The sequence below is a fragment of the Parabacteroides sp. AF21-43 genome (assembly GCF_003635435.1).
Lineage (GTDB): Bacteria > Bacteroidota > Bacteroidia > Bacteroidales > Tannerellaceae > Parabacteroides > Parabacteroides distasonis.
Genome location: NZ_QTMG01000013.1, coordinates 36,799 through 63,081 on the forward strand (window position 1 = coordinate 36,799; position 26,283 = coordinate 63,081).

At 44.3% G+C, this 26,283-nt stretch carries 16 protein-coding genes; 13 read left to right on the top strand and 3 right to left on the bottom strand.

Going from position 1 to position 26,283, the window contains the following annotated elements; translation table 11 throughout:
• Window positions 1-15 precede the first annotated feature (15 nt).
• From DWX84_RS10925 to DWX84_RS10945, 5 genes are all read left to right on the top strand, one after another.
• On the top strand, window positions 16-1,869 hold the full coding sequence (locus tag DWX84_RS10925) for a RagB/SusD family nutrient uptake outer membrane protein (protein WP_048927181.1): 1,854 nt from the start codon (window positions 16-18) through the stop codon (window positions 1,867-1,869).
• Window positions 1,870-2,022: 153 nt separating this feature from the next.
• Window positions 2,023-3,762 carry a DUF6057 family protein gene (locus DWX84_RS10930; protein WP_048927180.1) on the top strand — a complete coding sequence of 580 codons (1,740 nt, stop codon included), beginning with the start codon at window positions 2,023-2,025 and terminating at the stop codon, window positions 3,760-3,762.
• Between the two features lie 9 nt (window positions 3,763-3,771).
• Window positions 3,772-5,241 carry a PD40 domain-containing protein gene (locus DWX84_RS10935; protein ID WP_048927179.1) on the top strand — a complete coding sequence of 490 codons (1,470 nt, stop codon included), beginning with the start codon at window positions 3,772-3,774 and terminating at the stop codon, window positions 5,239-5,241.
• Between the two features lie 36 nt (window positions 5,242-5,277).
• The gene (locus DWX84_RS10940) at window positions 5,278-7,050 is read left to right on the top strand and encodes a DUF6057 family protein (RefSeq protein ID WP_048927178.1); all 1,773 of its coding nucleotides are present in this window, start codon (window positions 5,278-5,280) and stop codon (window positions 7,048-7,050) included.
• 7 nt (window positions 7,051-7,057) lie between these two features.
• A complete protein-coding gene (locus DWX84_RS10945) occupies window positions 7,058-8,536 on the top strand; it encodes a PD40 domain-containing protein (protein WP_048927177.1) in 1,479 nt (492 codons plus the stop codon).
• Window positions 8,537-8,890: 354 nt separating this feature from the next.
• On the opposite strand, the gene purT is transcribed toward DWX84_RS10945, so the two are convergent.
• Window positions 8,891-10,072 (bottom strand): formate-dependent phosphoribosylglycinamide formyltransferase, encoded by a 1,182-nt coding sequence (purT, locus tag DWX84_RS10950; RefSeq protein ID WP_048927176.1) that lies wholly within the window; start codon window positions 10,070-10,072, stop codon window positions 8,891-8,893.
• A gap of 431 nt (window positions 10,073-10,503) precedes the next feature.
• Between purT and DWX84_RS10955 the strand changes: the two genes are divergently transcribed.
• The 8 genes from DWX84_RS10955 (at window position 10,504) to DWX84_RS10995 (ending at window position 23,949) form a co-directional block, all read left to right on the top strand.
• Window positions 10,504-11,187, top strand: coding sequence for an ABC transporter ATP-binding protein (locus DWX84_RS10955; RefSeq protein ID WP_005867634.1), 684 nt, complete (start codon window positions 10,504-10,506; stop codon window positions 11,185-11,187).
• A complete protein-coding gene (locus DWX84_RS10960; protein ID WP_005867632.1) occupies window positions 11,180-12,454 on the top strand; it encodes an ABC transporter permease in 1,275 nt (424 codons plus the stop codon). Before DWX84_RS10955 ends, DWX84_RS10960 begins: the two co-directional genes overlap by 8 nt.
• Window positions 12,455-12,474: 20 nt before the next feature.
• Entirely contained in the window at window positions 12,475-13,734 is a 1,260-nt protein-coding gene (locus DWX84_RS10965; RefSeq protein ID WP_048927175.1) for an ABC transporter permease, read from the top strand.
• Window positions 13,735-13,767: 33 nt separating this feature from the next.
• Window positions 13,768-14,889, top strand: coding sequence for an efflux RND transporter periplasmic adaptor subunit (locus DWX84_RS10970; protein ID WP_005867627.1), 1,122 nt, complete (start codon window positions 13,768-13,770; stop codon window positions 14,887-14,889).
• 12 nt (window positions 14,890-14,901) lie between these two features.
• Window positions 14,902-16,260: a TolC family protein gene (locus DWX84_RS10975; RefSeq protein ID WP_034531600.1), complete on the top strand. Its 1,359-nt coding sequence runs from the start codon at window positions 14,902-14,904 to the stop codon at window positions 16,258-16,260.
• A gap of 417 nt (window positions 16,261-16,677) precedes the next feature.
• On the top strand, window positions 16,678-19,893 hold the full coding sequence (locus tag DWX84_RS10985; RefSeq protein ID WP_121960642.1) for a TonB-dependent receptor: 3,216 nt from the start codon (window positions 16,678-16,680) through the stop codon (window positions 19,891-19,893).
• Between the two features lie 30 nt (window positions 19,894-19,923).
• Window positions 19,924-21,444 (top strand): RagB/SusD family nutrient uptake outer membrane protein, encoded by a 1,521-nt coding sequence (locus tag DWX84_RS10990; protein WP_048927167.1) that lies wholly within the window; start codon window positions 19,924-19,926, stop codon window positions 21,442-21,444.
• Between the two features lie 87 nt (window positions 21,445-21,531).
• Complete coding sequence (locus DWX84_RS10995) at window positions 21,532-23,949, top strand: S9 family peptidase (protein WP_005867623.1); 2,418 nt, start codon at window positions 21,532-21,534, stop codon at window positions 23,947-23,949.
• A 227-nt stretch (window positions 23,950-24,176) separates the two neighbouring features.
• Here the strand turns inward: DWX84_RS10995 and nagB are convergent, their stop codons facing one another.
• Together nagB and DWX84_RS11005 are read right to left on the bottom strand one after the other, a co-directional pair.
• Window positions 24,177-24,989, bottom strand: a complete 813-nt coding sequence (gene nagB, locus DWX84_RS11000) for a glucosamine-6-phosphate deaminase (protein ID WP_005859323.1) — start codon at window positions 24,987-24,989, stop codon at window positions 24,177-24,179.
• Between the two features lie 42 nt (window positions 24,990-25,031).
• Window positions 25,032-26,243 carry an FprA family A-type flavoprotein gene (locus tag DWX84_RS11005; protein WP_005867620.1) on the bottom strand — a complete coding sequence of 404 codons (1,212 nt, stop codon included), beginning with the start codon at window positions 26,241-26,243 and terminating at the stop codon, window positions 25,032-25,034.
• Window positions 26,244-26,283: the final 40 nt, after the last annotated feature.

Sequence of the window (26,283 nt, forward strand, 5' to 3'; positions counted from 1 at the left end):
TTAAGTAGAACAATAATGAAAAAAATATTTATATATTCCGCAATGGCGGCAGTTCTAGCCTTAGGAAATACGTCTTGTTCGGATTTTCTAGAGGTCAAACCCGCTGGTTCAGTAAGTGAGCAAGATTTCGTGTCAGCGAAAGGGGTAGAGCAATTGGTGACAGGTATGTATGCAAAAATGCACGACAACTCCTATTTCGAGGCAACATTGAGTAACTATGTATATGGCGACGTGATGGGCGGTAGTGCCAATAAGGGCTCCACGTATCAAGACCAACCGGACTTCACAAGTTTGGAGACCTATACGTTTACCACAGACAACGGTTACCTAAACGTGAAATGGAAAAAATGCTATAACGGTGTTTTCGTGGCAAACAACGTGATCAAGTTGGCAGACATGGCCAAAGAAGAAATGTCAACGGTCAATGGAGAGGCGAAAGACAACTATACGGAAACGATCGCACAGGCACGCTTCTTCCGTGCTTTCTGGCATTTCGAGGTTGTAAAATTATTTGGAGCCGCTGTTCCTTACGTGGACGATCTGGCTATGCAAGAGAACGTAAACCCGCAGGTTTCTAATGTAGACGAGAGTGGTAACTACATTTATATTTGGGATAAGATCATCGATGACTTACAATTTGCGTACGACAATCTTCCAGATCGCTGGACTACCGACAAGGGGCGTATAAACAAATGGGCCGCAGGTGCCTTATTGGCAAAAGTAAAAATGTATCAATCTTCTCCATACGATGGAAAGAACGGCTCACAAAACCGTTGGACTGAGGTCAAGAGCCTTTTGGAGGAAGTCATGGCGAACGGTAAAGACAATAACGGCACAAAATACAAATTGGCTGACACATATGAGGAGCTTCACATCGCAGGTGAAGCCGATTGGACTGGCGAGTCTGTATTTGATATCCAAATGGCAATCACTGGTACTGTGGAAGAAACTTCCAGTATCAACGGACCATGGCACATCGGTTTTAACGGTGCGTTAGGTACAGGAGGTTGGGGATTCTATCAGCCCTCCAACGATTTGGTAAACTCACATATCGTTGACGCAAACGGTCTGCCGATGATGGATGGTCAGTATAAAAACAGCCCTGCGCTTACGACGCTAGACGCAAACAACATTCCTCATACGGATCTAACGGTTTACACCGACCCGCGTCTGGATGTTTCAACCGGACGTTTCAATACTCCGTTCTGGGATTGGACAGTTCCTTCATCTTTGGATGGTTGGGTACGCGATTATAGTAATGGTGGCTTGTACCTGAACAAGAAGAACATCCCGCGTAAGGCAGACAAGGGTAGCTTGTCTATCGTAACAGTAACGAACTCTTCTGCGAAGAACTTCCACCTGATCCGTTATGCAGACGTATTACTATGGTACGCCGAGGCATTGATTGAAACAGGCAACCATAAGGAGGCCGGTAAATATATCAATCAAGTCCGTGCCCGTGCCGCCAACGGATATGTAAAGGCTGCCGATCCGAATAATGGTATGGCAGAGACTACATCCTCATATGTATTAGAGGACAAGGTAAACGGAAAGACTCTATCGAATGCCGCGGCTAACTACCGTATCGGCTTATATCCCGATTCTCAATTCGCTTCCAAAGCATCTGCGACGCAAGCGTTACGTTGGGAACGTAAGATTGAGATGGCTCTTGAAGGTCACCGCTGGTATGATTTGGCTCGCTGGGGTATCATCGCCGATGAGTTGAACAGCTACGCTTCTTATGAAAAGAAATTCTTATTGAAATATGCGAATAGCGTTTACAACGCAAAATGGTGCGTATTGCCTATTCCATTGAATGAGATTCAAAAGATGGACGGCCTCTTGGTTCAAAATGAAAATTGGAAATAAACAAGTGGGTTAACATTAATATCGGGTAACCAGGCATGTGATATGTGTGGTTACCCCCTCACAAAAGCGAAAAGCGAATGCTTATTCGCTTTTTTCATTTTAAATACATATCTTTGTTTGACTTTAAATCATAATGAAACGTATACTCTAGCCATGAGATATAAACAAATACTCTTCGGTTTGATACTGTTTGCCATATTAGGGGTTTTCTTGCAAATAACCAGCAAGTTTCATTTCTTTTATATCGAGCAGCTTCAACTATTCCAATTTTCCGGAGACTATCTTGCGGATAAAATCAGTTATCCGGGAGGTTTATCTTCGGTCATCGGGGAATTTTTGACACAATTTTTTATCACCCCTTATCTCGGTCCCTTTATCTTTGCCGCATTGCTCACTGGCATAGGGCTTACCATGAGGGCTGTCGTAAGACAAATCACCCCGGAAAAAGAGTTGTATCTGATTTACTTACTCCCCGTCTTATCCTTATTATTGGCTCAATACGATTTCAATTACTTACTACAAGGAACAGTGGCCTTTTTAATTTGCCTACTTTGTTTGAATGGGTGGATACGGATCAATAACTTTCGATTCCGATTATTTACGGCCCTACTTATCACACCTCTACTTTTCTGGATAGGAGGGCCTATAGCCGGATTATTCACGGTCTGCGCATTCATCAAGGAATTATTCGGCCAATTCAAACAAGGAGTTGTCTTCTTGGTGATCCCCATCGAGTTTACACTCATAGCGACCAGTTGCGTATGGGCGACAGTCATTACCGATTATCATTTCGCGTTCCTACCGGATGCCTATTATCATCCGATCTTACAAGCTCCGAATGTCATATATTTTTCCTGGGTCAGTTTGCCGCTTTCGCTGATCTTCGCATTTACATGGCCTAAAGGCACTTCGAAAAAGAGAGATTGGATAGAGATCTCCGTACAACTTATCATAATTCTCGCACTTTGCAGGTTCGGGATACCAAGATATAATGATCAAAAATCTTATCAACTAAAGGAACTAGATTATTATGCCCGAAACGGACAATGGGATCAAATCATCCGGAACTGCCAAGGTCCGATCAAGAATTACTTATACTTGACTTACCTAAACAACGCCCTTGCTGAGAAAGGCGAGTTAGGAAACCGGATGTTTGCGTTCGATCAACACGGGCCTCAAGGATTATTAGCCTCTTGGAATAAGACTTCTTCCGTATCGACCTTACTTAGCGACGCCTATTTTACGCTTGGAGAAATCGCCTTATCGCAAGAGATGGCATTTGAAGGATATGTCACCGTGATTGGGGCCGGTAATCCCCGGAACCTACAACGTCTAGTCCAAACCAACTTGATTTACGGTACATATCCAATCGCAGAGAAGTACATCGATATATTAGAGAAGACTTACGCTTATCACGACTGGGCAAAACGACATAGGGAATTTCTATATAATGATAAAGCCATAGAAGAAGATCCGGTACTGGGGATTAAACGAAAAGGACTTCCCCTTCGTAACAACCTTTCCGGTGTAAACGGGTTAGAACATGATTTATTGATCCGGGCAGAACAAAACCCGGAGAATCAGATTCCCATCCAATTTGTCGGAGCCATCTATCTTTTATCCAAGGATATGAAATCTTTCCAGACATTCATTGAGAAATATTACGGTACATCTACACTTCCTTCCCTTCCGACGAGTTTCCAAGAAGCGGTTATTTTACTAGCCGAGAAAGACTCGGATTATTGGAGACGGTTCAACGTGTCCGAAAATGTCATCCGGAAATTCACAGGTTACAGGAATCTTGTATTGCAGAACCGGAATAACCCACAGCTACCCCAATTGATAAAAAACTCTTTTGGAGACACCTATTGGTCTTATTACCTTCTTAAATGATTCATTGCCATGAAAAAGCACTATCTATATATTATATGTGTATGTTTTATCGTACTGGGGATATTTTCATGTTCAGACACGGTTCCGGTAAGCAAGGAAACCTCTGAGAAACCGATATTATACCCAGATTACGCAGATGTAACGATACCGAATAATATCGCTCCCCTGAATTTTAAAATACAGAATGCACATACGGAAGCGTTCGCTGTTTTCTGTTTTGAGGAAGTGAAGTTGCAGGTGAAAGAAAAAAAGGGGCAATTCCATATTCCTGCCGCCAACTGGAAAAAGCTACTTAGGAAAGCGACAGGCAAAACGATACAAGTAAAACTTTATGCTAAGGATAAGGAATGGCTGAGCTATCCGGAATTCTCGTTGTTTATCGCACAGGAACCTATGGATTCCTATCTAGCCTACCGTCTGATAGAGCCCGGATATGAACTTTGGAACCAGATGGGTATTTACCAACGGAGCCTGGAAACCTACGAACAAAGTCCCATTATGGAAAATAAACACAGTGGACAAAATTGCATGAATTGCCATTCATTTTGTATGCAAAACCCCAACAAGATGTTATTCCACATGAGAGATAAATACGCCGGGACTTATTTGATAGACGGAGATAAAATAGAAAAATTAAATACGAAAACGGAGCAAACAATTTCCCCCTTGGTTTATCCCTCTTGGCATCCCTCCGGGAAATACGTGGCATTCTCGGTAAACCAAACGAGCCAGAGCTTTCATTCCAATGACAAAAACAGGGTCGAGGTTTTCGATAGCCAATCGGATGTAGTGGTGTACGATACCGAGAAACATGAGATCATCAGTACTCCCGCTATTCGTACGAAAGAGGCTTTTGAGACATTCCCTACCTTTTCCCCCGACGGAAGAACGCTTTATTTCTGTACCGCCGAGGCACGTTCGATGCCCCACGAGTATTCGGAGGTAAAGTATAATCTTTGCTCCATAGCGTTTGATCCGGTAACAAGGAGTTTCGGATCAAAGATAGACACATTATATAATGTACGAGAGAATGGAAAAAGTGTCTCTTTTCCCCGTGTCTCTCCCGACGGGAAATTCTTGTTATTCACCTTATCGGGCTACGGGAACTTCTCTATCTGGCATAAAGACGCTGATTTATATCTTCTGGATATCGAGAGTGGTTTTTTCCATCCCTTACGAAACGCGAACAGCACAGACACGGAGAGTTATCATTCGTGGAGTAGCAACAACCGATGGATCGTTTTCAGCAGCCGACGAATCGACGGATTATATACCCGACCTTATTTCGCCTATATCGACGAGAGCGGAAATGCCTCCAAACCGTTCCTATTACCACAGGAAGATACGGATTTCTACCACCGGTTCATGAAATCATATAACATACCTGAATTTATCACAGGAAAAGTATCATCTAACATACGGAAAATCAGCAAACTTGCCAAAGAAAGCAAGGGGGTTGACGTTACTTATCATAAATAGATCGAATCTGGGAAACATACATAAAGTAAAAAGAACATGAATAATTCAAGCAAAAAGATCATACCTATTCTTCTGCTCTTATTGTGCACCTGCCTTCTGGGGTTACATTTACAAGCCACTCAAGAAGCAACCTTCTTCTACCGGGAACAACAGCAGATCTTCCTATTCAATAGTGAATATGTATTGAATATACTTAAGACAATTGGAGGATTGGCTACGATTTGTTCCCAATTTATTATACAGTTCTTCAAGGTGCCGCTGATCGGATCGCTGGTGACTGCATTGATCGGTGGAATCTCCGGTTGGTTATTCTGGCTGACCTTACGAAAGATACATCCAGCATTGTATCTTCTGCCCTTGGCCTTTCTCCCCATCTTATTCCAATATCTTTACCTAATGAAAGATAGCTATCATTATGAAGGGCTGATAGCCATGTTATTTTGGTCATTGGCTCTTAGCCTGTACAGTTACGGGGCACGAAAATTTAATTGGACCTACCGCACCTTAATCGGTTGCTTGCTGGCGACCGGATTGTTTTACACGATGGGATCTGTAGCTATATTATTCGCCCTTAGCAGCTTACTATTTGATGTATTACAAAAAAGCGAACGCTGGTACGCAAGCTTCATCCCGTTGATCCTGCTGCTTATCGTAGGTTCTCTATGCGTTCTAGGGGGCAGTAAACCCGATTATGACTATGTATTTTGGATGAAAGATTACGTAGAGTATTTCATTGAGCTGGAACCATTCTACGGCTTCTCTTGGCAAGTAGCGCTACTCGTTATGCTTCTATTCTTCCTATCACGTTACTTAGATCACATAAAAACCTATTTAAAAGCTTTAGTAGCCGTAGCATTACTTGCCTTATCCGGTATGTATTATACGCAAACGGCTCTTCAACAGAGGAATAAAGATTTCTATACGTTGATGCAAATGTTTCATTATATAGATACCGAGCAATGGGACGCCATAATCTCGTCCACCGATCTGAACTATAATAACTACTTACACCTAAATTGCTTAAACCTTGCCTTATCGCATAAGGGGGTCATGCAGACTGATTTATTCAAATATCCGCAAAGCGGAATACAATCTTTGGTCTCAAAGTATCAAGCGCATATAGAGGAAAGTTTCCTGTTCAGCCAGATATACTACCATGTAGGAATCACGTCCTTGGCATACAATTTCGCTTTTGGTACCTCGGTAGGAATTACATACGGCAGTCCCGTCATGACTAAATTATTAATAAAATCCCATTTGATATACGGACAGTATCCCGCGGCCGAGAAGTTTATATCCTTATTGGAAAAGACATGGGCCTATCACGGATGGGCCTCCTCGCAACGAAAGTTCTTATATAATGACCAAGCGGTGGAGAGTGACCCGGAATTAGGTACAAAAAGAAAAAGCCTATCCAGCGACAAAGACCTTTTCGCCAATATAATCGGATTGTTTGATAACCTGATGATTATATTGGAAGAGAATCCCCTGAATAAAGCCGCATTGGATTATACGATCGGTACGTTATTATTATCGAAAGACCTGCCCGCTATAAAAACGTTTGTTGAAAGATTCAGTGGGACGGAAGTACTCCCCGCATTACCCGAACCCTTGCAACAAGCCGTGATCTCTTATGCGGAGCATGATCCGGAATATTGCCGCAAGTATGGGGTAACCGATAAAGTCCTGTCCGAGTTCTCGATATTCAAGCAACGTGTATTGGGACTAAGGCATGCCCGACAAAATGTAGCGACTGGAATAGCCGACTATCAACCTACTTTCTGGTACTATTTGATACTCTCTAAATAAAACACATATGGAAAGACAGACTTACACAAATACAAACCGATATCTTTTCCTTTTTCTCATCGCCTTGATGGTTTCATGCTCCAAAAGCGACGTACAGATCGCCAAGAGTCTAAACAAGGAAATCGCCATTTATCCGGATTACAAGGATGTGACCATCCCTGTGAACATCGCCCCGCTCAATTTCTCTATCGCCGATAGCAGTGAGCACTGCCTTATCATTAAAGGGGAAAAGACTCAACTCCAAGTCTATAGCGATGAGGGGCTCTTTGAGATCCCACAAAAGAGATGGAAAGCCTTATTGAAAGAGAATGCCGGAAACCAAATAGAATTGACCATCGCTAAACGCATACAGGGCGAATGGAACGCCTATACGCCTTTTCATATGGACATCGTAAATGATTCCATTGATAAATATATAGCCTATCGGTTATTAGCCTTGAGCAATGATATGTGGAACAGGATGGGTATCCATCAACGAAACTTGGAAAATTATGACCAAAGCGTGATTTATGAGAATAGCCTAACCGACTATAACTGCGTAAACTGCCACACGTTTTCCTCCGGGAACCCGGATAAAATGATTTTCCATATGCGAGGTAAACACGCCGGTTCCGTACTGATTGATGGAAAGAAAATCACCAAGCTAAATACAAAGACTCCCGAGACCGTCTCAAACTTTGTCTACATGTATTGGCATCCGAATAGTAACTATCTGGCGGCCACCGTATGCGATACCTACCAAAACTTCTTCATCAATAATCCCAATACGCTGGAAGTATTGGATCATAACTCCGATATCGTGATCTACGACGTGAAGAAGAACGAGGTATTCTCTTGCGAAGCGTTAAATTCCAAAGACGCATGGCAAATATTCCCAGCGTTCTCTCCCGACGGGAAGAGCCTCTATTTCAGTTCGACCGCCGCCGTAGATTCTATTTCTAAGAATTTCAGACAAATGACCTACAGTCTATGCCGTGTCGGCTTTGACCCGGAAACCCGCACTCTAGGCCAGCAAGTAGATACTTTATACAATGGCCGGGCCAACCACAAAAGCGTATCCTTCCCTAGAATCTCACCGGATGGTAAATATCTGGCTTTTACCCTACAGGAATATGGCGGTTTCGGGGTTTGGCATAAAGACGCCGAATTATATATGATCCGCCTATCCGACGGAAAGACGTACCCGCTGAGCGAGGCGAACAGTACCGAAGGAGAAAGCTACCATTCATGGAGCCACAACAATCGTTGGCTGGTATTTAGCAGTCGCAGGTTGGATGGATTATACACACGCCCGTTCTTTAGCTATATCGATGATAAAGGCACGGCCCATAAACCATTCCTCCTGCCACAAAGAAATCCCGTAAAATATTATAAAGACTTGTTGTGGACTTACAACCTCCCGGAGTTTATACAAGAAAAGGTCCAAGTAGACACTCATGCCGTGATGGAAACAATGAGAAATACAAAAGGAATCCATGTAAAATAAGAACAATAGCTAGGGTGGGTGAAAGGAGATAAGGATGTCTGTTTGGTTAAATCTACCCACCCTTAGCTATTGATCTGTTTGCTCACTCTTTTATCTTCACCGAGAATAGAAATAGAGCGTTTCAAATCAACGCCCATATTTCCATTTGTCGTATTCATAAAATAAGTACAAACTTTCGGCAATCAGATTTCACTCTTTAGTGAAACAAACATATGTAATCTGCGTTTATAGATTATCAAATGTCTCTTTAAAAACTTGAGACAAAAATAAACTATTTTGATAGAAAAATAGGTCTGTAAATATTCACATTTTATTCACAACACACACCAAAACGTTCATTTATCCTAGGAAGCATCACAATTTAACATCTAACCGCTCCATCATCACTCCGGTCTTCTCCCTTGCCTCCGTCACATCCAAACCACGAGCCAGCAAGACGGCCATACGGCGATGTCCATGAACTTCCGGTTTTCCAAAGAAACGCATCTGCGTATCGGGTTGTTCCAAGACCTTATCCAGATTCCCCAAAGACAACCGGTCACTGTCCCCTTCCACTACGACGGCACGGGAAGCTCCCGCTCCATGAAACACGATATTAGGGATCGGCAAGCCAAGCACCGCACGGGCGTGCAAAGCGAATTGAGACAAATCTTGCGTAATCATCGTCACCATTCCGGTATCGTGCGGACGGGGGGAAACCTCGCTGAATATGACATCGTCTCCTTTAATGAATAATTCCACGCCGAAAATACCACGTCCGCCTAAAGCCTCGGTGATCTTACCGGCGATCTCACGGGCTTTCGCTTTAGCGGCAAGGCTCATGGCTTGCGGTTGCCAAGACTCCCGGTAATCACCGTCCACCTGAACATGTCCTACGGGTTCCAAGAAAGACGTTCCTCCGATATGCCGAACCGTCAGCTGGGTAATCTCATAGTCGAAATCCACGAAACCTTCCACGATCACCTTACCCGCTCCAGCACGTCCGCCTTCTTGGGCGTACTGCCAAGCACGATCGATATCCTTTTCCTCACGAACCACGCTCTGTCCGTGTCCGCTCGAGCTCATGATCGGCTTCACCACGCAAGGCATACCGATTACCTTCACCGCTTCCTTAAATTCCTCCTCGGTCTCGGCGAAACGATACGGCGAGGTAGGCAAGCCCAGTTCCTCGGCCGCCAAGCGGCGGATTCCCTCACGGTTCATCGTCAGCCAAGTGGCACGGGCGGTAGGAATCACATGGTATCCCTCTTCCTCCAGTTCCATCAAGGTACGGGTAGCGATCGCCTCCACCTCCGGCACGATATAATCCGGTTTCTCTTTCTCGATGATCTCCCGCAAGGCATCGCCATCCAGCATGGAGACCACATAGGAACGATGCGCCACTTGCATGGCCGGAGCGTCCGGATACTTATCCAAGGCGATTACCTCCACGCCATAACGCTGCAACTCTATTACAAACTCTTTCCCCAATTCGCCCGAGCCACAAAGCACGACTTTAGTTGCCGTAGCCGATTTGGGCGTACCAATTGTTACCATAAATCTTTCTGCTATTTGAATTTCGCCGCAAAGGTAAGGGTTTAGATAAAGATAGCCTAGGGCTTTTTTCTTTATCTATTAAGTGGAAGAAGCAGAGAGATTCATTATCTATCAGTTGTTGGACGATCATGCACCAACTGTTGGATGATCGTCTACCAATTGGTGCATGATCGTCCAACGGATGGTAGAAGATGTATACATATAGTACCGGCACGTAAAGTTACCGCACGTACAAGCTAATAGATATAGATGGTAGAGCTAAACCTTTTCGATCAAAACCTTTTGTTAATATTACATAATTATAAGTACCTTGCGATACAAGGTATCTTAGTAAAGCATATATTTGTAACCAAATGATAAAAGTGTTCACCAACAGTGTAACTTATTTAGCAAACTGTACGTCTAATATATTAAAGTAACTACATAATATGATGATTCAACTGAGAGGAATAAACAAAACGTACTTTAATGGAGCCCCATTGCACGTTTTGAAAGGTATCGACCTAGATATAGAGAAGGGAGAGATGGTATCCATCATGGGAGCCTCCGGTTCCGGTAAGTCAACCTTATTGAATATCTTAGGGATATTAGATACGTACGACACGGGCACCTATCAATTAAACGGGCAGTTGATTCAGAATCTCAGCGAAAGTCGTGCCGCCGAGCTCCGGAACCGAATGATCGGCTTCATTTTTCAATCTTTTAACTTAATCTCATTCAAGAACGCCATGGAGAACGTCGCCCTCCCACTCTATTATCAAGGGGTCAGCCGGAAAAAGAGGAATGCCATGGCACTGGAATACTTGGACATGGTGGGATTGAAAGATTGGGCGGAGCATATGCCGAATGAGATGTCCGGTGGACAGAAGCAACGGGTAGCGATCGCCCGGGCCTTGATAGCGAAACCTCAAGTCATATTGGCCGACGAGCCGACCGGAGCGTTGGATAGCAAAACGACCGTGGAGGTAATGGAACTACTACGCAAGGTAAACCTAGAAGGGATGACCATGGTGATCGTTACCCACGAACCCTCCGTAGCGGAGGCTACAGACCGGATTATCCGGGTAAAGGACGGGTTGATTGAACGTATCGAAAAAGAAGAGAATCATGTTTGACTTTGATAATTTCAGGGAAATATGGAGCACCATCAAAAAGAATAAGCTCCGTACCTTCTTGACCGGCTTCTCGGTCTCATGGGGTATTTTCATGTTGATCGTGTTACTGGGGGCGGGAAACGGGTTGCGCAATGGCATCATGTACAACTTCAGGAATATGTCTACCAACCGGGTCGAGGTATGGACACGCTATACCACCAAGCCTTGGAAAGGTATGCAATCCAACCGCAGCATCAGTTTCAAGGAAGAGGACCTAGGCGCCTTGAAGAGAGACTTCAAGGAGGTGGATCTTTGCTCGGCTACTATCTCCCACAATGACACGATCACTTACAACGAGGAATATGTGACGGGACAAACCAATGGCGTATATCCGGATCATGCCCCGATCAATTACGTGAATGTAGAGACGCATAACGGCCGCTTCATCAATGAGCAGGACATGAGGGACCGAAGAAAGGTGATCGTGATCAGTCCCCGTATGGCGGAGGTCTTGTTTCGTGACGAGAAGCCGCTGGGTAAATACGTGAAATGCGGGAATATGATGTATCAAGTAGTCGGCGTGTACAACGATGATGACAAAAGTAATAACGCTCCCGCTTACATCCCATTCTCCGTAGCCCAATTGCTATATAATAAAGGATACGGTTTCGGATCGCTAACGTTTACCTTGAAAGGGGTGACTACCGAAGAGGAGAATGAGGCTTTCGAGGAAAGTTTCCGGGAATGGATGGCACGCCGCCACCAATTCGACCCGACAGACAAGAACGCTATCGGTATGTGGAACATGGCGAATGAGTTCTTGATGTGGAATAATATAATGAACGGGATTACCTTGTTTATCTGGATTATCGGTATCGGAACGTTGATGGCAGGAATCGTGGGAGTTAGCAACATCATGCTGATCACCGTACGGGAACGGACCCGGGAGTTCGGCATACGCAAGGCATTGGGAGCTAAACCCGGCTCGATCTTGGCATTAGTAATCGCCGAGTCCATCCTCGTAACAGCCGTTTTCGGCTATGTCGGGATGATCATGGGGATCGGGCTCACGGAGCTAATCAATCACGCGATGGAAATGGCCCAAGCCGGAGCCCAGTCCGGTGGGAATATCGGAGAAGACACGACGGTCTTCCGTAACCCGACCGTCAATCTGGCGATAGCTAGCTCCGCTACGGTCTTGATCATCGCGGCCGGTGTATTGGCGGGTTATTTCCCGGCACGCAAAGCGGTGAAAGTCACGGCTATCGAAGCCATGAGAACGGAATAATCATAAAAAAGAAAAGAACCATGTTTGACATAGACAGATGGGTAGAGATATGGGTGACGATCACCCGAAACAAGACACGCAGCTTGTTGACCTGCTTCGGCGTATTCTGGGGAATCTTGATGTTGGTGATTCTATTGGGAGCCGGAAACGGGATGAAGAACGCTATGTTCTCGAATATCAACGGATTCGCCACGAACTCCGCCTTCTTTTTCTCCGACCGGACCAGCGAATCGTACAAAGGCTTTAACAAGGGGCGTCAATGGGACATGCGAAACCGGGACGTGGAGAGCATCCGGAAACAGGTGAAGGACATCGAGGCCGTCTCCCCCATCATCTGGGGAAATCGCTCGGACAAGAATATCGTTTTCGGCCAATTAAGCGGTACTTATAACGTAAAAGGCGTGCAGCCCGATTATTTCAAGATCGAGACCCAGCAGCTTTATTACGGACGGTTACTAAACGAGATCGACGAGATCGAGAAACGTAAGGTTTGCTTGATCGGCGCTAAGGTGAACGAGGTATTGTTCAAGGGAAGTGATCCCTGCGGGAAATATATCCGGGTAAACGGGATTTACTACCAAGTGGTAGGCGTCACGAAGCAACGAGCTTCTAGCGTCAATATCGGCGGACGGGCCGAGGAAAGCGTATTCCTCCCTTTCAGCACCATGCAACAGACGCTGAACCAAGGGGATATCATTCACTTCTTGTGCGTGAGCGCCAAACCCGGCTATAAGATCGATCCGGTGATCACGCAGATCAAGGATATTGTAAAGAGCCAGAACCAGATCTCTCCTACCGACCCGCAGGCCGTGACGGTGATCAACTTGGCGGCTCAGTTCGAGACCTTCAATATGCTATTTATCGGTATCGACATCTTGATCTGGCTCGTGGGTATGGGTACGTTATTGGCGGGTATCATCGGTGTAAGTAATATCATGATGGTAACAGTTAAGGAGCGTACCCGGGAAATCGGCGTACGCAGGGCTATCGGAGCGAAACCTTGGAACATCATCTCGCAGATCATGAGCGAGAGTCTGCTACTTACAGCCTTAGCGGGTTTGTTGGGGTTAAGCGCCGGGGTATTCCTGCTCGATCTGGTAGATAAGATCATGAGTGCCCAGCCGGCTTCCAACGGAACCATGATGGAGCATCCGGAGGTAAGCATCCAGATCGCGGTAGCGGCCACGGTGATCTTATTATTCAGCGGTCTGCTGGCCGGGCTGATCCCCGCATGGCGAGCTATGCAGATCAAGGCGATAGATGCCATACGAGAAGAATAAACAACAATTGTCAATTAATAAAACTATATAATCATGAAGAATCGCATTGTAAAAAAGATCCTGCGTATCATCTTATTAGTACTTGTGGGAGCAGCGGTAATCGGTACATTCTATTTCTTATGGAAGAAAGCGCAACCGGTCATCACCGTTTATGAGATCGTAACCCCAGAAAAAGGGGATGTGGAAACCAAGACGGTCGCTACCGGAAACGTAGAGCCTCGTTTCGAGGTGGAGATCAAGCCGCAGATTTCCGGTATCATCTCCGAGCTGAAGAAAGAAGCGGGGCAGATGGTCCAAGCGGGAGAGATTATCGCCATTATCAAGGTAATCCCCGAGATGGTACAGCTCAACAGCGCCGAATCGCGTGTGAACCTTGCCAATATCTCTTTAAAGCAAGTGGAAGAGACTTATAAGCGGGATACGCAATTATTTAAGCAAGGTGTTATCGCCCAAGAAGATTTCGACCTTTCCAAAGCGAACTACCTGAAAGCCGTGGAGGAAAAGGATAACGCGCAAAGTGCCTTGGAGATCATCCGCGACGGTATAGCCAAGAACTCCAGCGTAGCCAGTACGACCCAAATCCGTAGTACCATTACCGGTATGATCTTGGACATCCCCGTTAAAGTAGGTAACTCGGTTATTCAAGCGAATAATTTCAATGATGGTACGACGATCGCTACCGTAGCCAATATGAACGACATGATCTTCAAAGGAAACGTAGACGAGACCGAGATCGGACGCATCCACGAGGGAATGCCGATCAAATTGACCGTCGGCGCCATGGAAAGCCGTTCATTCGACGCTTTGCTGGAATATGTATCGCCCAAGGGAGTAGACAAGAATGGAGCTATTCAATTTGAGATCAAGGCGGCCGTAACGATCCCCGAAGATGCTTTCATCCGTGCGGGATATAGCGCCAACGCCGAGATCGTGCTAAAACGTGCGGAAGACGTGCTTACGATCCCGGAAAGTACGGTTGAGTTCCAAGGGGATTCCGCATTCGTTCAGTTAGTTAAACAAGAGCAACCGGAACAAGTCTTCGAGAAGCATCCTGTAAAGGTAGGTCTGTCCGACGGTATCAAGATCGAGATTCAAGAAGGACTGGCCGCGACCGATAAAGTCCGGGGCGCAGCTATTGACCCGAATAAGAAATAAAAGAAAGATTGTATGATGAGAAGAAACTTATATATACTGGCAATCGCTTCCCTCCTGTCCGGAAACTATGTTTTCGCTCAGGATGCGGTGAAGCAATGGAGTCTGGAGGAGTGCATCCAATATGCCATCGAGCATAATATCGACTTAAAGCAAAAGGAGCAGGAACAGGAAAGCCGAAAGGTAGACTTACATACCAGCAAATACAGTTGGCTCCCGGCCCTAAACGGCAGTCTTGGACAGAGCTTCCAGTTCGGACGCTCCACGTCTAAATCCGGGGTGATCGTAGACCAGAACGCCGCCAATTCCACATTGGGGATCAATCTGGACATGCCTTTATTTGACGGGTTAAAAATACCGAACGATATCGCCGCCCGCAAACTTGATCTAAAAGCGTCTATCGAGAACTTGAATAAGGCGAGAGAAGACCTATCCATCAATATAGCTTCCTACTACCTGCAAGTACTTTATAATAAAGAGCTGCTGAAAATAGCGCGACTGCAAGTGGAACTGGACAAGGAGCAGGTGAATAAAACGGAGGCCATGGTGAACGCCGGAAAGGTGCCTCTTTCCCAACTGTATGATATCAAGGCCCAATTAGCGAAAGATGAGGTCACGCTTACCGAGTCGCAAAACAATGTGAACCTCGCTTTATTGGATCTTGCGCAAAGTCTGGAACTAGAGCGAAGCGACCGGAATTTCGATATACAGACTCCTGTAATTGAAGATGCTGTGGCTGATAATATGAGCAGTATCCTACCTCCGGAAAACATTTACGATCATGCGGTTACGTTCAAGCCTCAGATCAAGGAACAACAGTATTTGCTAGAGAGCCAAAAGAAAATGTTGCGTGTCGCGCAAGCGGGCTATTACCCCAAGTTAAATTTCGGGGCTAGTTACAGCAATGGATATTATCATTCTACTTCCGGAGGTGAATTTGCCGATACTCGTTCCTTTAGCGAGCAGTTTAAGCAGAATGGGCAAAAGATCGTCGGATTCTCATTGAGCATTCCACTTTTCAACCGCTTCCAAGTACGCAATAGCGTTCGTACCGCAAGGATCAACATTATCAACCGGGAATTGCTGATGGAAAATACAAAGAAAACATTATACAAGGAAATCCAGCAAGCGTACTACAACGCAACGGCTTCCCAAGAGAAATATACGGCTTCCGACAAATCCGTCACGGCGAGCAAGGAAGCGTTCAATTATGCCCAAGAGCGTTACAACGCAGGTAAAAGCACTGTCTTTGAATTTAATGAGGCTAAAACAAAATACGCGCAAAGTCTAGCGGAACAGGCACAGGCCAAATATGATTTTATCTTCCGTACGAAGATTCTAGATTTCTATAATGGTAACCCTATCCGTTTATAAACGTTAATTAATACTTCATTTTTTTCATTATACACACAAAGTTTAAGGGAAGATATCCTTTATGGACATCTTCCCTTTCAGCATCCATTAAGGCATTTAGTCTGCACAGAACTATGTTTAATAGCATAATTAACAAATAGATAGCTAAGACCAAAAACCCTCCTGCCAGCTATCATAATGCAATAAGATCCCCAGTACAACTAAATTGAATTTGGCAATATCAATCAATATTATATTAGTTTTAGAATGTTTTATAACAGTTTGCTTTTTTATAATAAAAATTAGTATATTTGCGGCTGTGATTTTCAGGAGTCTTGGTGTGTACATTTTTTTGATAAGTATTTTAACTGTAGTTCTGTGCAAACTATGGTCTCTTGAAAAAATAATGTGTGTCTAATTAACAAACAAATTCATTCTATGAAGCACAAATTAACGCTTGTACTACTCTCATTCTTTCTGGGAGTGCAGTGTATGGTCGCCCAGCAAATGAAGGTGACCGGTGTAGTGATTAATGAAGATGATGGGGAGCCTGTTATAGGTGCATCCATCGTAGTAAAAGGAACCACTATTGGAACCATTACCGATTTAGATGGTAAATTTGAGTTAGAAACTCAGAAAGATGCTAAGCTAATTATTTCTTATGTAGGTTTACGGACTCAAGAAACTACAGCTCAGCAAAACATGAGAATTGTTCTTTCTTCAGATTCTCAAGCTATAGATGAAGTTGTTGTCGTAGCTTATGGTACCGCAAAGAAAAGTTCTTTTACAGGTTCCGCATCCACGGTGGGTGCCGCTTTGATGGACAAACGTCCATTGAGTAACGCCCTCTCCGCATTGGAAGGAAACACTTCCGGAGTACAAATGACTTCCTCTATCGGACAACCGGGAGAAGCTGCCAAGGTAACGATCCGTGGTTTTGGTTCTGTAAACGCGGATAATGCTCCTTTATATGTAGTGGATGGCGCCATCTTCAGTGGTGATATCTCTTCTATCAGCCCATCTGATATCGAATCAATGACAATTTTAAAAGATGCCGCTTCTACATCTTTGTATGGATCTAGCGCAGGTAACGGTGTGGTTTTGATCACGACCAAGAAAGGTTCTACCAGCAGTGGCGCAGGTGTTACCTTGAGTATCTCACAAGGTTGGTCTAGCAGAGCTTATAACGATTACGCAAAAGTAGGTGTATACGATTATTATCCTTTGCAATGGCAAATGTTGAGAAACGCAAATATGTCACTCGGACAAAGTGCTGCCGACGCTGCCGCTAATGCTTCTAAAGATATTATCAACAAATTAAAATATAATCCTTTCGTAGGAATCGCCAATGACGCAATCGTGGGCACAGACGGTTTATTGAATCCATCAGCCTCGGCTTTAAAATGGGGTGAGGACCTTGATTGGGAAGATGCCGCTTACCGTACCGGACATCGCCAAGAATATAATGTAAGCTACAATACAAAAACAGAAAAGAGCGACACATATGCTTCCATAGGCTATCTGAATGATAAGGGATATATGATTAAGACAGACTTTGAGCGTTACAACGCACGCTTGAACTATAATATCTATCCAGTGAAATGGTTCAAGAGTGGATTGAATTTAGGTTTAAGTCGCACAAATTCCAATTATTCTACTTCTACTTCTAGCAACTCCGCTGGTTATGGTAACTTATCTCGTTTCATTCGTTCTATGGCACCGATCTATCCGGTACATAAGCATGATATTGAGACAGGGGCTTATTTGGATAAAGAAGGAAACGTAGTTACTGATCCGGCTTTATATACCTATGATTATGAAGGAGCCCGTATCTCCAGCAATGGACGCGACGGTATCGCTGAGGCCCTGTGGAACGATCGCTTGATGTCTACCACAAACTCTAGTGCCCGTACTTATGTAACGATCACTCCGATCGAAGGATTGAACTTAACAGTGAACTACGCATTTGACAATAAGGATGAACGCCGTAGAGTATATGAGAACCCAGAGGTAGGTGACGGAACCGCAGGACCGGGACGTTTGAACATCCGAAATAGAAACTACTTGACCCAGACTTTCAACCAATTGATCAATTACACAAAGACTTTTGGTAAACATAACATCGAAGCTTTGTTAGGCCATGAGAACTATAGCTACCGCTTCCAACATAACTATGGAATGAAGACCAACGAGATCGTTTCCGGAACATACGAGTATGGTAACTTCGTAAACGTAAGCTCAATGGAGTCTTACACACGCGAATATAAGAAAGAAGGATACTTCGCTCGTTTGAACTATGATTTCGATGATAAATATTATGTAACAGCCTCGTATCGTCGTGACGGTTCCTCTCGCTTTAGCAAGGATAACCGTTGGGGTAACTTCTGGTCATTCGGAGCATCTTGGCGTATCAGCCAAGAAGATTTCATGGAAAACTTGACTTGGGTGGACAATTTGAAACTGAGAGCATCCTACGGTGAAACCGGAAACGATGCCATCTATTATACAGATGATGACACACAACAGGATTACTATCCTTATCAAACCTTGTATAATTTGGGTATCAACAACGGTTCGGAAGCAGGTCTCTACTTCCCGACTATGGCAAACAATAATTTGAAATGGGAGACACAGGTTTCTACCGACGTCGCTTTAGAATTCGGATTGTTCGGTCGCTTAAATGGTACGGTCGAGTTCTTCCGTAAGGCCTCCAGAGACTTGTTATTCAATGTTAGCCAGCCGTTATCCAGTGGTGTCGAAAAGATCGTACAAAACATTGGTAAAGTTCGTAACCAAGGTGTGGAAATCGACTTAAACTACCAAGTATTAAAATCAAAAGATTGGAAATTATCAGTCGGCGCAAACGCTACATTCATCAATAATAAGGTGACTCGTCTGCCTGATGCCAACCGGAAAGATGGTATCATCAAAGACTCTAAGAAATTGATGGAGGGACATTCAATCTATGAGTTCTGGTTACGTCAATGGTGGGGTGTTAATCCTGATAACGGAGATGGATTGTATATCTTTGATGCCGAAAACAACACCGATGCGAATGGTAATATTAAAGATGCGGTAAAAAAGACACTTGTAGAGAAAGATGGTCAAGTATTGACAAACTCTTATAGCTATGCGAAATATGATTTCAGTGGTTCTGCCGTTCCGAAAGTATATGGTGGTTTCAATATCAATTTGAGCTATAAGGCATTCGACCTTTCTACCGTATTCTCTTATTCATTAGGAGGTAAGGTGCTTGACTCGAGTTATAGAGGATTGATGGATGTAGGTGAGTTCGGTTATGCGGTGTCACCGGATCTACATAACGCATGGACAACTCCGGGCCAGATCACAGATGTACCTCGTTTGGACAATAACTCAGGTCATGCGACTAGCATCGGACAATCCTATTCTACACGTTGGTTGACAAACGCAAATTACTTGAACTTGCGTACTGTAACTTTGGCTTACAACTTGCCTAAGTCTATCCTAAACGTTATCAACATCAAGAGTGCACGCGTCAATGTCAGCGCAGAGAACTTATTCATGTTGAAAGCCCGTCAAGGTCTGAATCCGCAAGCTAACTATGCCGGAGTATCTTACAATGAATATATGCCGGCTAAGAACTTTACGATCGGTTTAAATGTATCGTTCTAAATTCATAATACATCAAACAAAGGAAAAGATATGAAAAATATACAATTATTCAAACACATCGCAGCAGGACTGCTTCTAAGTGGCTCTCTGGTCGGCACAAGCTGTTCCAGCGATTATATGGATACAATCCCAACCGAGAACGTTTCATTCACGACAGTATCCACTTCGCTCGACAATCTTTATCTTGCACTGAACGGTATTCATCGTAAGATGGTATCTCAAGACTTAGGCAACCAAGGTTTGGGAGGTGAGCCCGGTTTCATCATCGGTCGAGAAGCGTTGGCTGATGATTTGACATGGGACACGCAGACTTGGCATCAAGGTTTCTTAAACTGGAGTTATCCAACGAACGCAACAAGTTCGTACAACTCCGGTGAGTGGGAAACTTATTATAAGTTCATTTTGAATGCAAACAACATCTTGAAAGCGTTGAATGATAACTTTAGCGATGAGTCAAAACTCACAGATAGCGAAAAAGCGCTTGCGAACCATATCAAGGGCGAGTGTTTGGCAATTCGTGCATGGAGTCATTTCAATCTAGTACAATATTATGCGAAACCATATCGTAACGGACAGGACAACTCTCAACCGGGAGTTCCTTATCGTACGAGTCCGGAAATCGAGCCTATGGCACGTAATACGGTAGAAGAGGTGTACACGAAGATTCACGGGGACTTAGACGAAGCGTTGAACTTATTGGCAGACTATGAGCCAAATGATAAGAATCATTATAGCCTAGCATCGGTTTACGGATTGAAAGCACGTGCTCTTCTGACTCAACAGAAATACGCAGACGCAGCTACGGCCGCAGTGAATTCTATCAATGAAGCAGAGAAAGATGGCTGTAAGATCATGTCTCAGTCTGAATTGATGAATGGTTTCGCTAATATCACTTCCGCTACGAAAGAGGCTATGTATGCCGCTATGACGCAGAATGACCAAACAGTTTATTTCTACTCTTTCTATGCGTATATGTCTTGGAACTTCAACTCCAGCTCTATCCGCACAGGTATCAAATGTATCAGCCAAAGTACTTACGACTTAATGTCGCCAACCGATCTTCGCCGTCAATGGTGGGATCCGACAGGAAAGGCAGAAGTACCCGCAACTTCTTACAACCAGCGTGTTTATCAGAACCGCAAGTTCACGGCACGCTCTACAGCTGATGCTGTAGGTGATTTTGCCTTCATGCGTATCAGCGAAATGTACTTGACAGCAGCCGAGGCTTTCGCTCGTTCCAATCAAGACGCAAAAGCAAAGGAATATTTGCAAGCCTTGTTGAAAGAACGTGATCCAGAGTACAAGGATTTGGGTAACACAGGCGCAAAACTAGCGGATGAGATCATGACACATCGCCGTATCGAACTTTGGGGCGAAGGTTTCCGTTGGTTCGACTTGAAACGTCTAGGTTTGCCATTGGATAGAACCGGTTCTAATTTTGACGCTACTTTCTGTGGTTTCTTGCACAAGGATCCGAATGCTGATGGCTGGATCTTCGAGATTCCAAAAAAGGAAACAGATTTCAACGACTTGATCGAAAAGAACTATTAACACTCTTTTTACGTTAACTTACATTAATCACAATCCCCAAAGTATACTTTAACAGGTTATCTTTGGGGATTTCTTATATCACTATTTATGAAAACAAATCATTTATTTTCAGCTCTGCTCTCTTTAGCGCTTATATGTCCTGGAATAGCGCAAGAAACACATTATCAACGTCCTCCTGCAGTTATCGAGGAAGTGGCCTTGGCCAAGCTTTCTCCTATCATCCGAATTAGTGATAACAATCAGTGGGCACTCCAGTTAGAGCGTTCCCCGTACCGGTCTATCGCCAAGCTTGCGCAACCGGAGCTTAAATTAGCGGGAATGCGTATCAGTCCCGAAACATTCAATACGAGCCGGCAAGCCGAATATACGGGTGCCAGTTTAATGAACATCGCTACTCAAGAAGAAATCAAGATAGAAGGAATTCCTGACAACGCAGTAATCACAGAAGCCTCATTCTCTCCTTCATCCAATAAGGTAGCTCTATTCGTGGAAGAGGCGAATGGCGTATATCTTTATAACTGTACCCCGGAACAGCCCGTAGCTCAGAAAGTAAGTACCCGTAAAATCAACGCGACAAGTGGAGCGGAGATCTTATGGATTAGCGACAATGAGTTTATTACGCTTATGGTTCCAGAAAACAGGGGGAAGGCACCGGAGAAACCCACAGTCCCATCCGGGCCCATCATTCAAGAAAGTACTGGAAAGGTGATGCCCGCTCGTACCTATCAAGACTTGCTGAAAAATCCGTACGACGAGCAATTATTCGACTATTACTTCACCTCCCAATTGGTACGTATAAAAGAGGGCATTGTGTACGAGATCGGAAAACCGGCAATCTACGGCAGTACACTTTCATTATCCCCGGATAAATCTTTGCTACTTATCGCGACAGTCCATCGTCCGTATTCCTATCAAGTACCGGTATATAACTTTCCACAAAAGTTCGAGGTTATCGACTTACAAGGTAATTCCATTTATACGTTAGCGGATAATCCAACCATTAATATACCGATGGGATATGACACGACCTCGCCTTATCCCCGCCAATTCGGATGGAGATCGGATCAACCGGCTACCGTTTACTGGGCGGAAGCGCAAGATAAAGGAGATCCTAAGCAAAACAAGACCGATTTCATGGATATTATCTACCAAATAAGCTATCCGTTCAACAGCGAGAAACAGGAAGTCGCAAAGACAGAGAAACGTTTCCGCAACATCCTGTGGAATGACGATGCTTTCGCTTTATTGATCGAGACTTCCCGGGAGACTCGAAAAAACAGGACATTTACTTTTAAGCCTTGCTCTTCTGAGTCTCCGGTTCTATTATTCGATGTATCCACCGACGATAATTACAACAATCCGGGAAATCCACTTACGGTTAAAAATGCGTATGGTAAATATATCGTTTATATCAATAAAGCCCACAATGAGTTATTGATGCTTGCCCAAGGTGCCTCTCCTAAAGGGGATATGCCTTACCTTAGCCGTTACAATTTAAAAACAAAAAAGAACACAGAACTTTGGCGCTGCGAGGACGGATATTATGAGACCATCCTAAAGGTAGCGAATCCGGAAAAGCTGCAATTGATCACTTCACGGCAATCCATTACAGAACCGGCGAATCTCTGCTCTCGTGACTTGAGAAAGAAAAAATTCGCTCAATTGACTCATTTCGCCAATCCATATCCGGCCATGGCAAACGTTAGTAAACAAAAGATCAAGTATAAACGTGCGGATGGTTTGGATCTAACAGCGACCGTATACCTCCCTGCCGGATATGATAAAGCGAAGGACGGTCCATTACCTGTCTTAATGTGGGCCTATCCGAGAGAATATAAAAGCAAGGCCGAGGCTTCTCAGGTACGAGGTTCTCAATACATGTTTACGAATATCAACTATGGTTCTCCCGTCTATTGGGTTTTACGTGGATTCTGTATAATGGAAAATGTCGAGATGCCGATCGTTAGTACCAGTGAGGGAGCGGAGCCGAACGATGATTTCATTGAGCAATTGACAATGAACGCCGAGGCGGCCGTAAAAGTCATTTCCGAGATGGGTGTAGGTGATCCGAATCGTGTAGCCGTAGGAGGACATTCCTATGGAGCTTTCATGACAGCGAATCTATTAACACATACCAAACTGTTCAAAGCCGGCATCGCACGTAGCGGAGCTTACAACCGTACGCTTACCCCATTCGGCTTCCAAACAGAGACCCGTACGTATTGGGAAGTGCCGGAAATATATAATGCCATGTCGCCATTCATGTCTGCCGATAAACTACATGGAGCTTTATTAATCATACATGGTGAGATGGATAACAACTCCGGAACCTTTCCGATCCAATCCGAGCGCCTGTTCAGTGCCCTAAAAGGCCACGGGGCGATCGCACGTTATGTCGTATTGCCCTATGAGAGTCATGGCTACGCCGCCAAAGAGAACATATTACATCTATTGTATGAATGTGACCTATGGCTGGATCGTTACGTCAAGAACGCAAAAAAGTAAGTAGTACTGACTTTGTCAATGAAGTATATATCCTCTGACAGGAAAAGTATATTTCCTCTAACCAGTGAAGTATATCTTCTATGAGGAAGCCAGCCGGCAGCCACCAATTACCCTAAAACAACGATGCCCATCGTAAGGTTATAAGAATGCCCATCGTAAACTCCTTACAATGGGCATTCTTAACTCCTTATGATGGGCATTCAAAGAAAGCCCTATCTGAGATTCGTTTATTTTAGCAATGAACAAGGACAAAGATGATCCTTCTCGATATCCTTGAAATAGTTATAAGTACCTACCTTAAGATCCGCGCAAGCCGCCTCATCGCAAACAATGATTCCCTTCGGATGCAACTGCAAGGCGGTAATTGTCCACATTTGGTTCACGGCGCCCTCAACGGCTTGTTGCAACGCACGAGCCTTGTTATGACCATTTACCATGATCAATACCTCCTTAGCGTCAAGAACCGTACCTACACCAACCGTTACAGAAGTCTTCGGAACTTTATTCACGTCATTATCAAAGAAACGGGAGTTAGCGATAATCGTATCTGTAGTTAACGTCTTGATACGAGTACGAGAACTCAAAGATGAACCCGGCTCATTGAACGCAATATGGCCATCAGGACCGATACCACCCAAGAACAGGTCTACGCCACCGACCGCTTTCATGCGAGCCTCATAAGACGCACACTCAGCCTCCAAATCCTCGGCGTTACCATTCAAGATATTTACGTTCTCCGGTTTGATATCGATATGACTGAAGAAATTATTCCACATGAAAGAATGATAGCTTTCCGGATGATCTTTCGGAAGGCCGACATACTCATCCATATTGAAAGTGATCACGTTCTGGAACGATACGACACCCTGCTTGTTCAATTCAATCAGGTTCTTGTACATACCCAGCGGAGAAGATCCGGTAGGCAAGCCCAGTACGAATGGTTTTTCAGCGGTTGGATTCGCGGCTTTGATCTTCGCTGCTACATAATTGGCAGCCCATTTTGAGAGTTGCTCGTAATTAGGTTCGATAATTAGTCTCATAACGTTATGTTTTTTAATTGAAAGTTGTATCAACTTTCTTGTTTATAAATTAGATTTGTCGTTAATTGTTTTCAATTTCCCAGCCATTTCCTTGCCCAAAGCTAAACACTCCTCGTATTTAGTAGCGCTTAAACCTTGCTTCTGCTCAACCGGCGTACCGACAGTCTCCCACTTCATCTTCTCGCCAAAAGCCGCCAAACGTTTCACGGCGGCTCCAGCCCATGTGAAAGACCCGAAATAACCGAAAATACGATTTTTCACTTCACGCAACTCGATCTTACTCAACACAGCTTCCACCTCCGGGAACAATTGATTGCTATAAGTCGGGCTACCTACGATCACTCCTTTATATTTGAACACATCTTTCAAAATATAAGAAGAAGGGCTTTTGCTAACATTATGCATCACGATATTCTTAATGCCATTATCAGCCAAAGAAGCGGCGATCGCCTCAGCCATCTGCTCCGTGTTACCATACATGCTGCCATAAATAATAACCACGCCTTCCTCACCTTCGTAGCGGCTCATACGGTCATAGATATCGATCGCTTTCGACGCATATTCACGCCAAACAGGTCCATGGGTAGAGCAAATCGTCTGGATATCCAAGCCCGAAAGCTTCTGTAATGCCCTTTGTACTGGACTTCCATATTTTCCGACAATGTTGGAGTAATAGCGAATCATCTCTTCCCAATAATGCTCCACATTCATCTCCGTATCGATCACACCACCATCCAATGTGCCATACGTACCGAACGCATCCGCAGAGAATACGATTTTATCCGTAACGTCATAAGTAACCATCACTTCCGGCCAATGCACCATCGGAGCCATATAAAATACAAGCTCATGACGACCCGTATTCAAGGTATCACCCTCTTTCACCTCAAACAAGCCTTCCTTGATGCCATGATATCCTTCCAGCATTCCGAAAGTCTTATTGTTTCCGACAATCTGTACGTCCGGATATTGCTGACGCAACAAACGGATACTTCCCGCATGATCCGGCTCCATATGATTTACCACGAGATAATCCAAAGAACGTCCGTCCAAGGCATCCGCTACTTTTTTCAAGAAAATATCAGAGTAACAAACATCGACCGTATCGATCAATACGGTTTTCTCGTCTACGATCAAGTACGAGTTATAGGAAACGCCGTATGGCAACGGCCACATATTCTCGAAGAGGGCCTTTTGACGGTCATTAACTCCTACATAATAAACTTTATCCGCAATTTCTTTTAACTTGTACATCTTTTTTAATTGATAATTGATAATTGAAAATTGATAATCA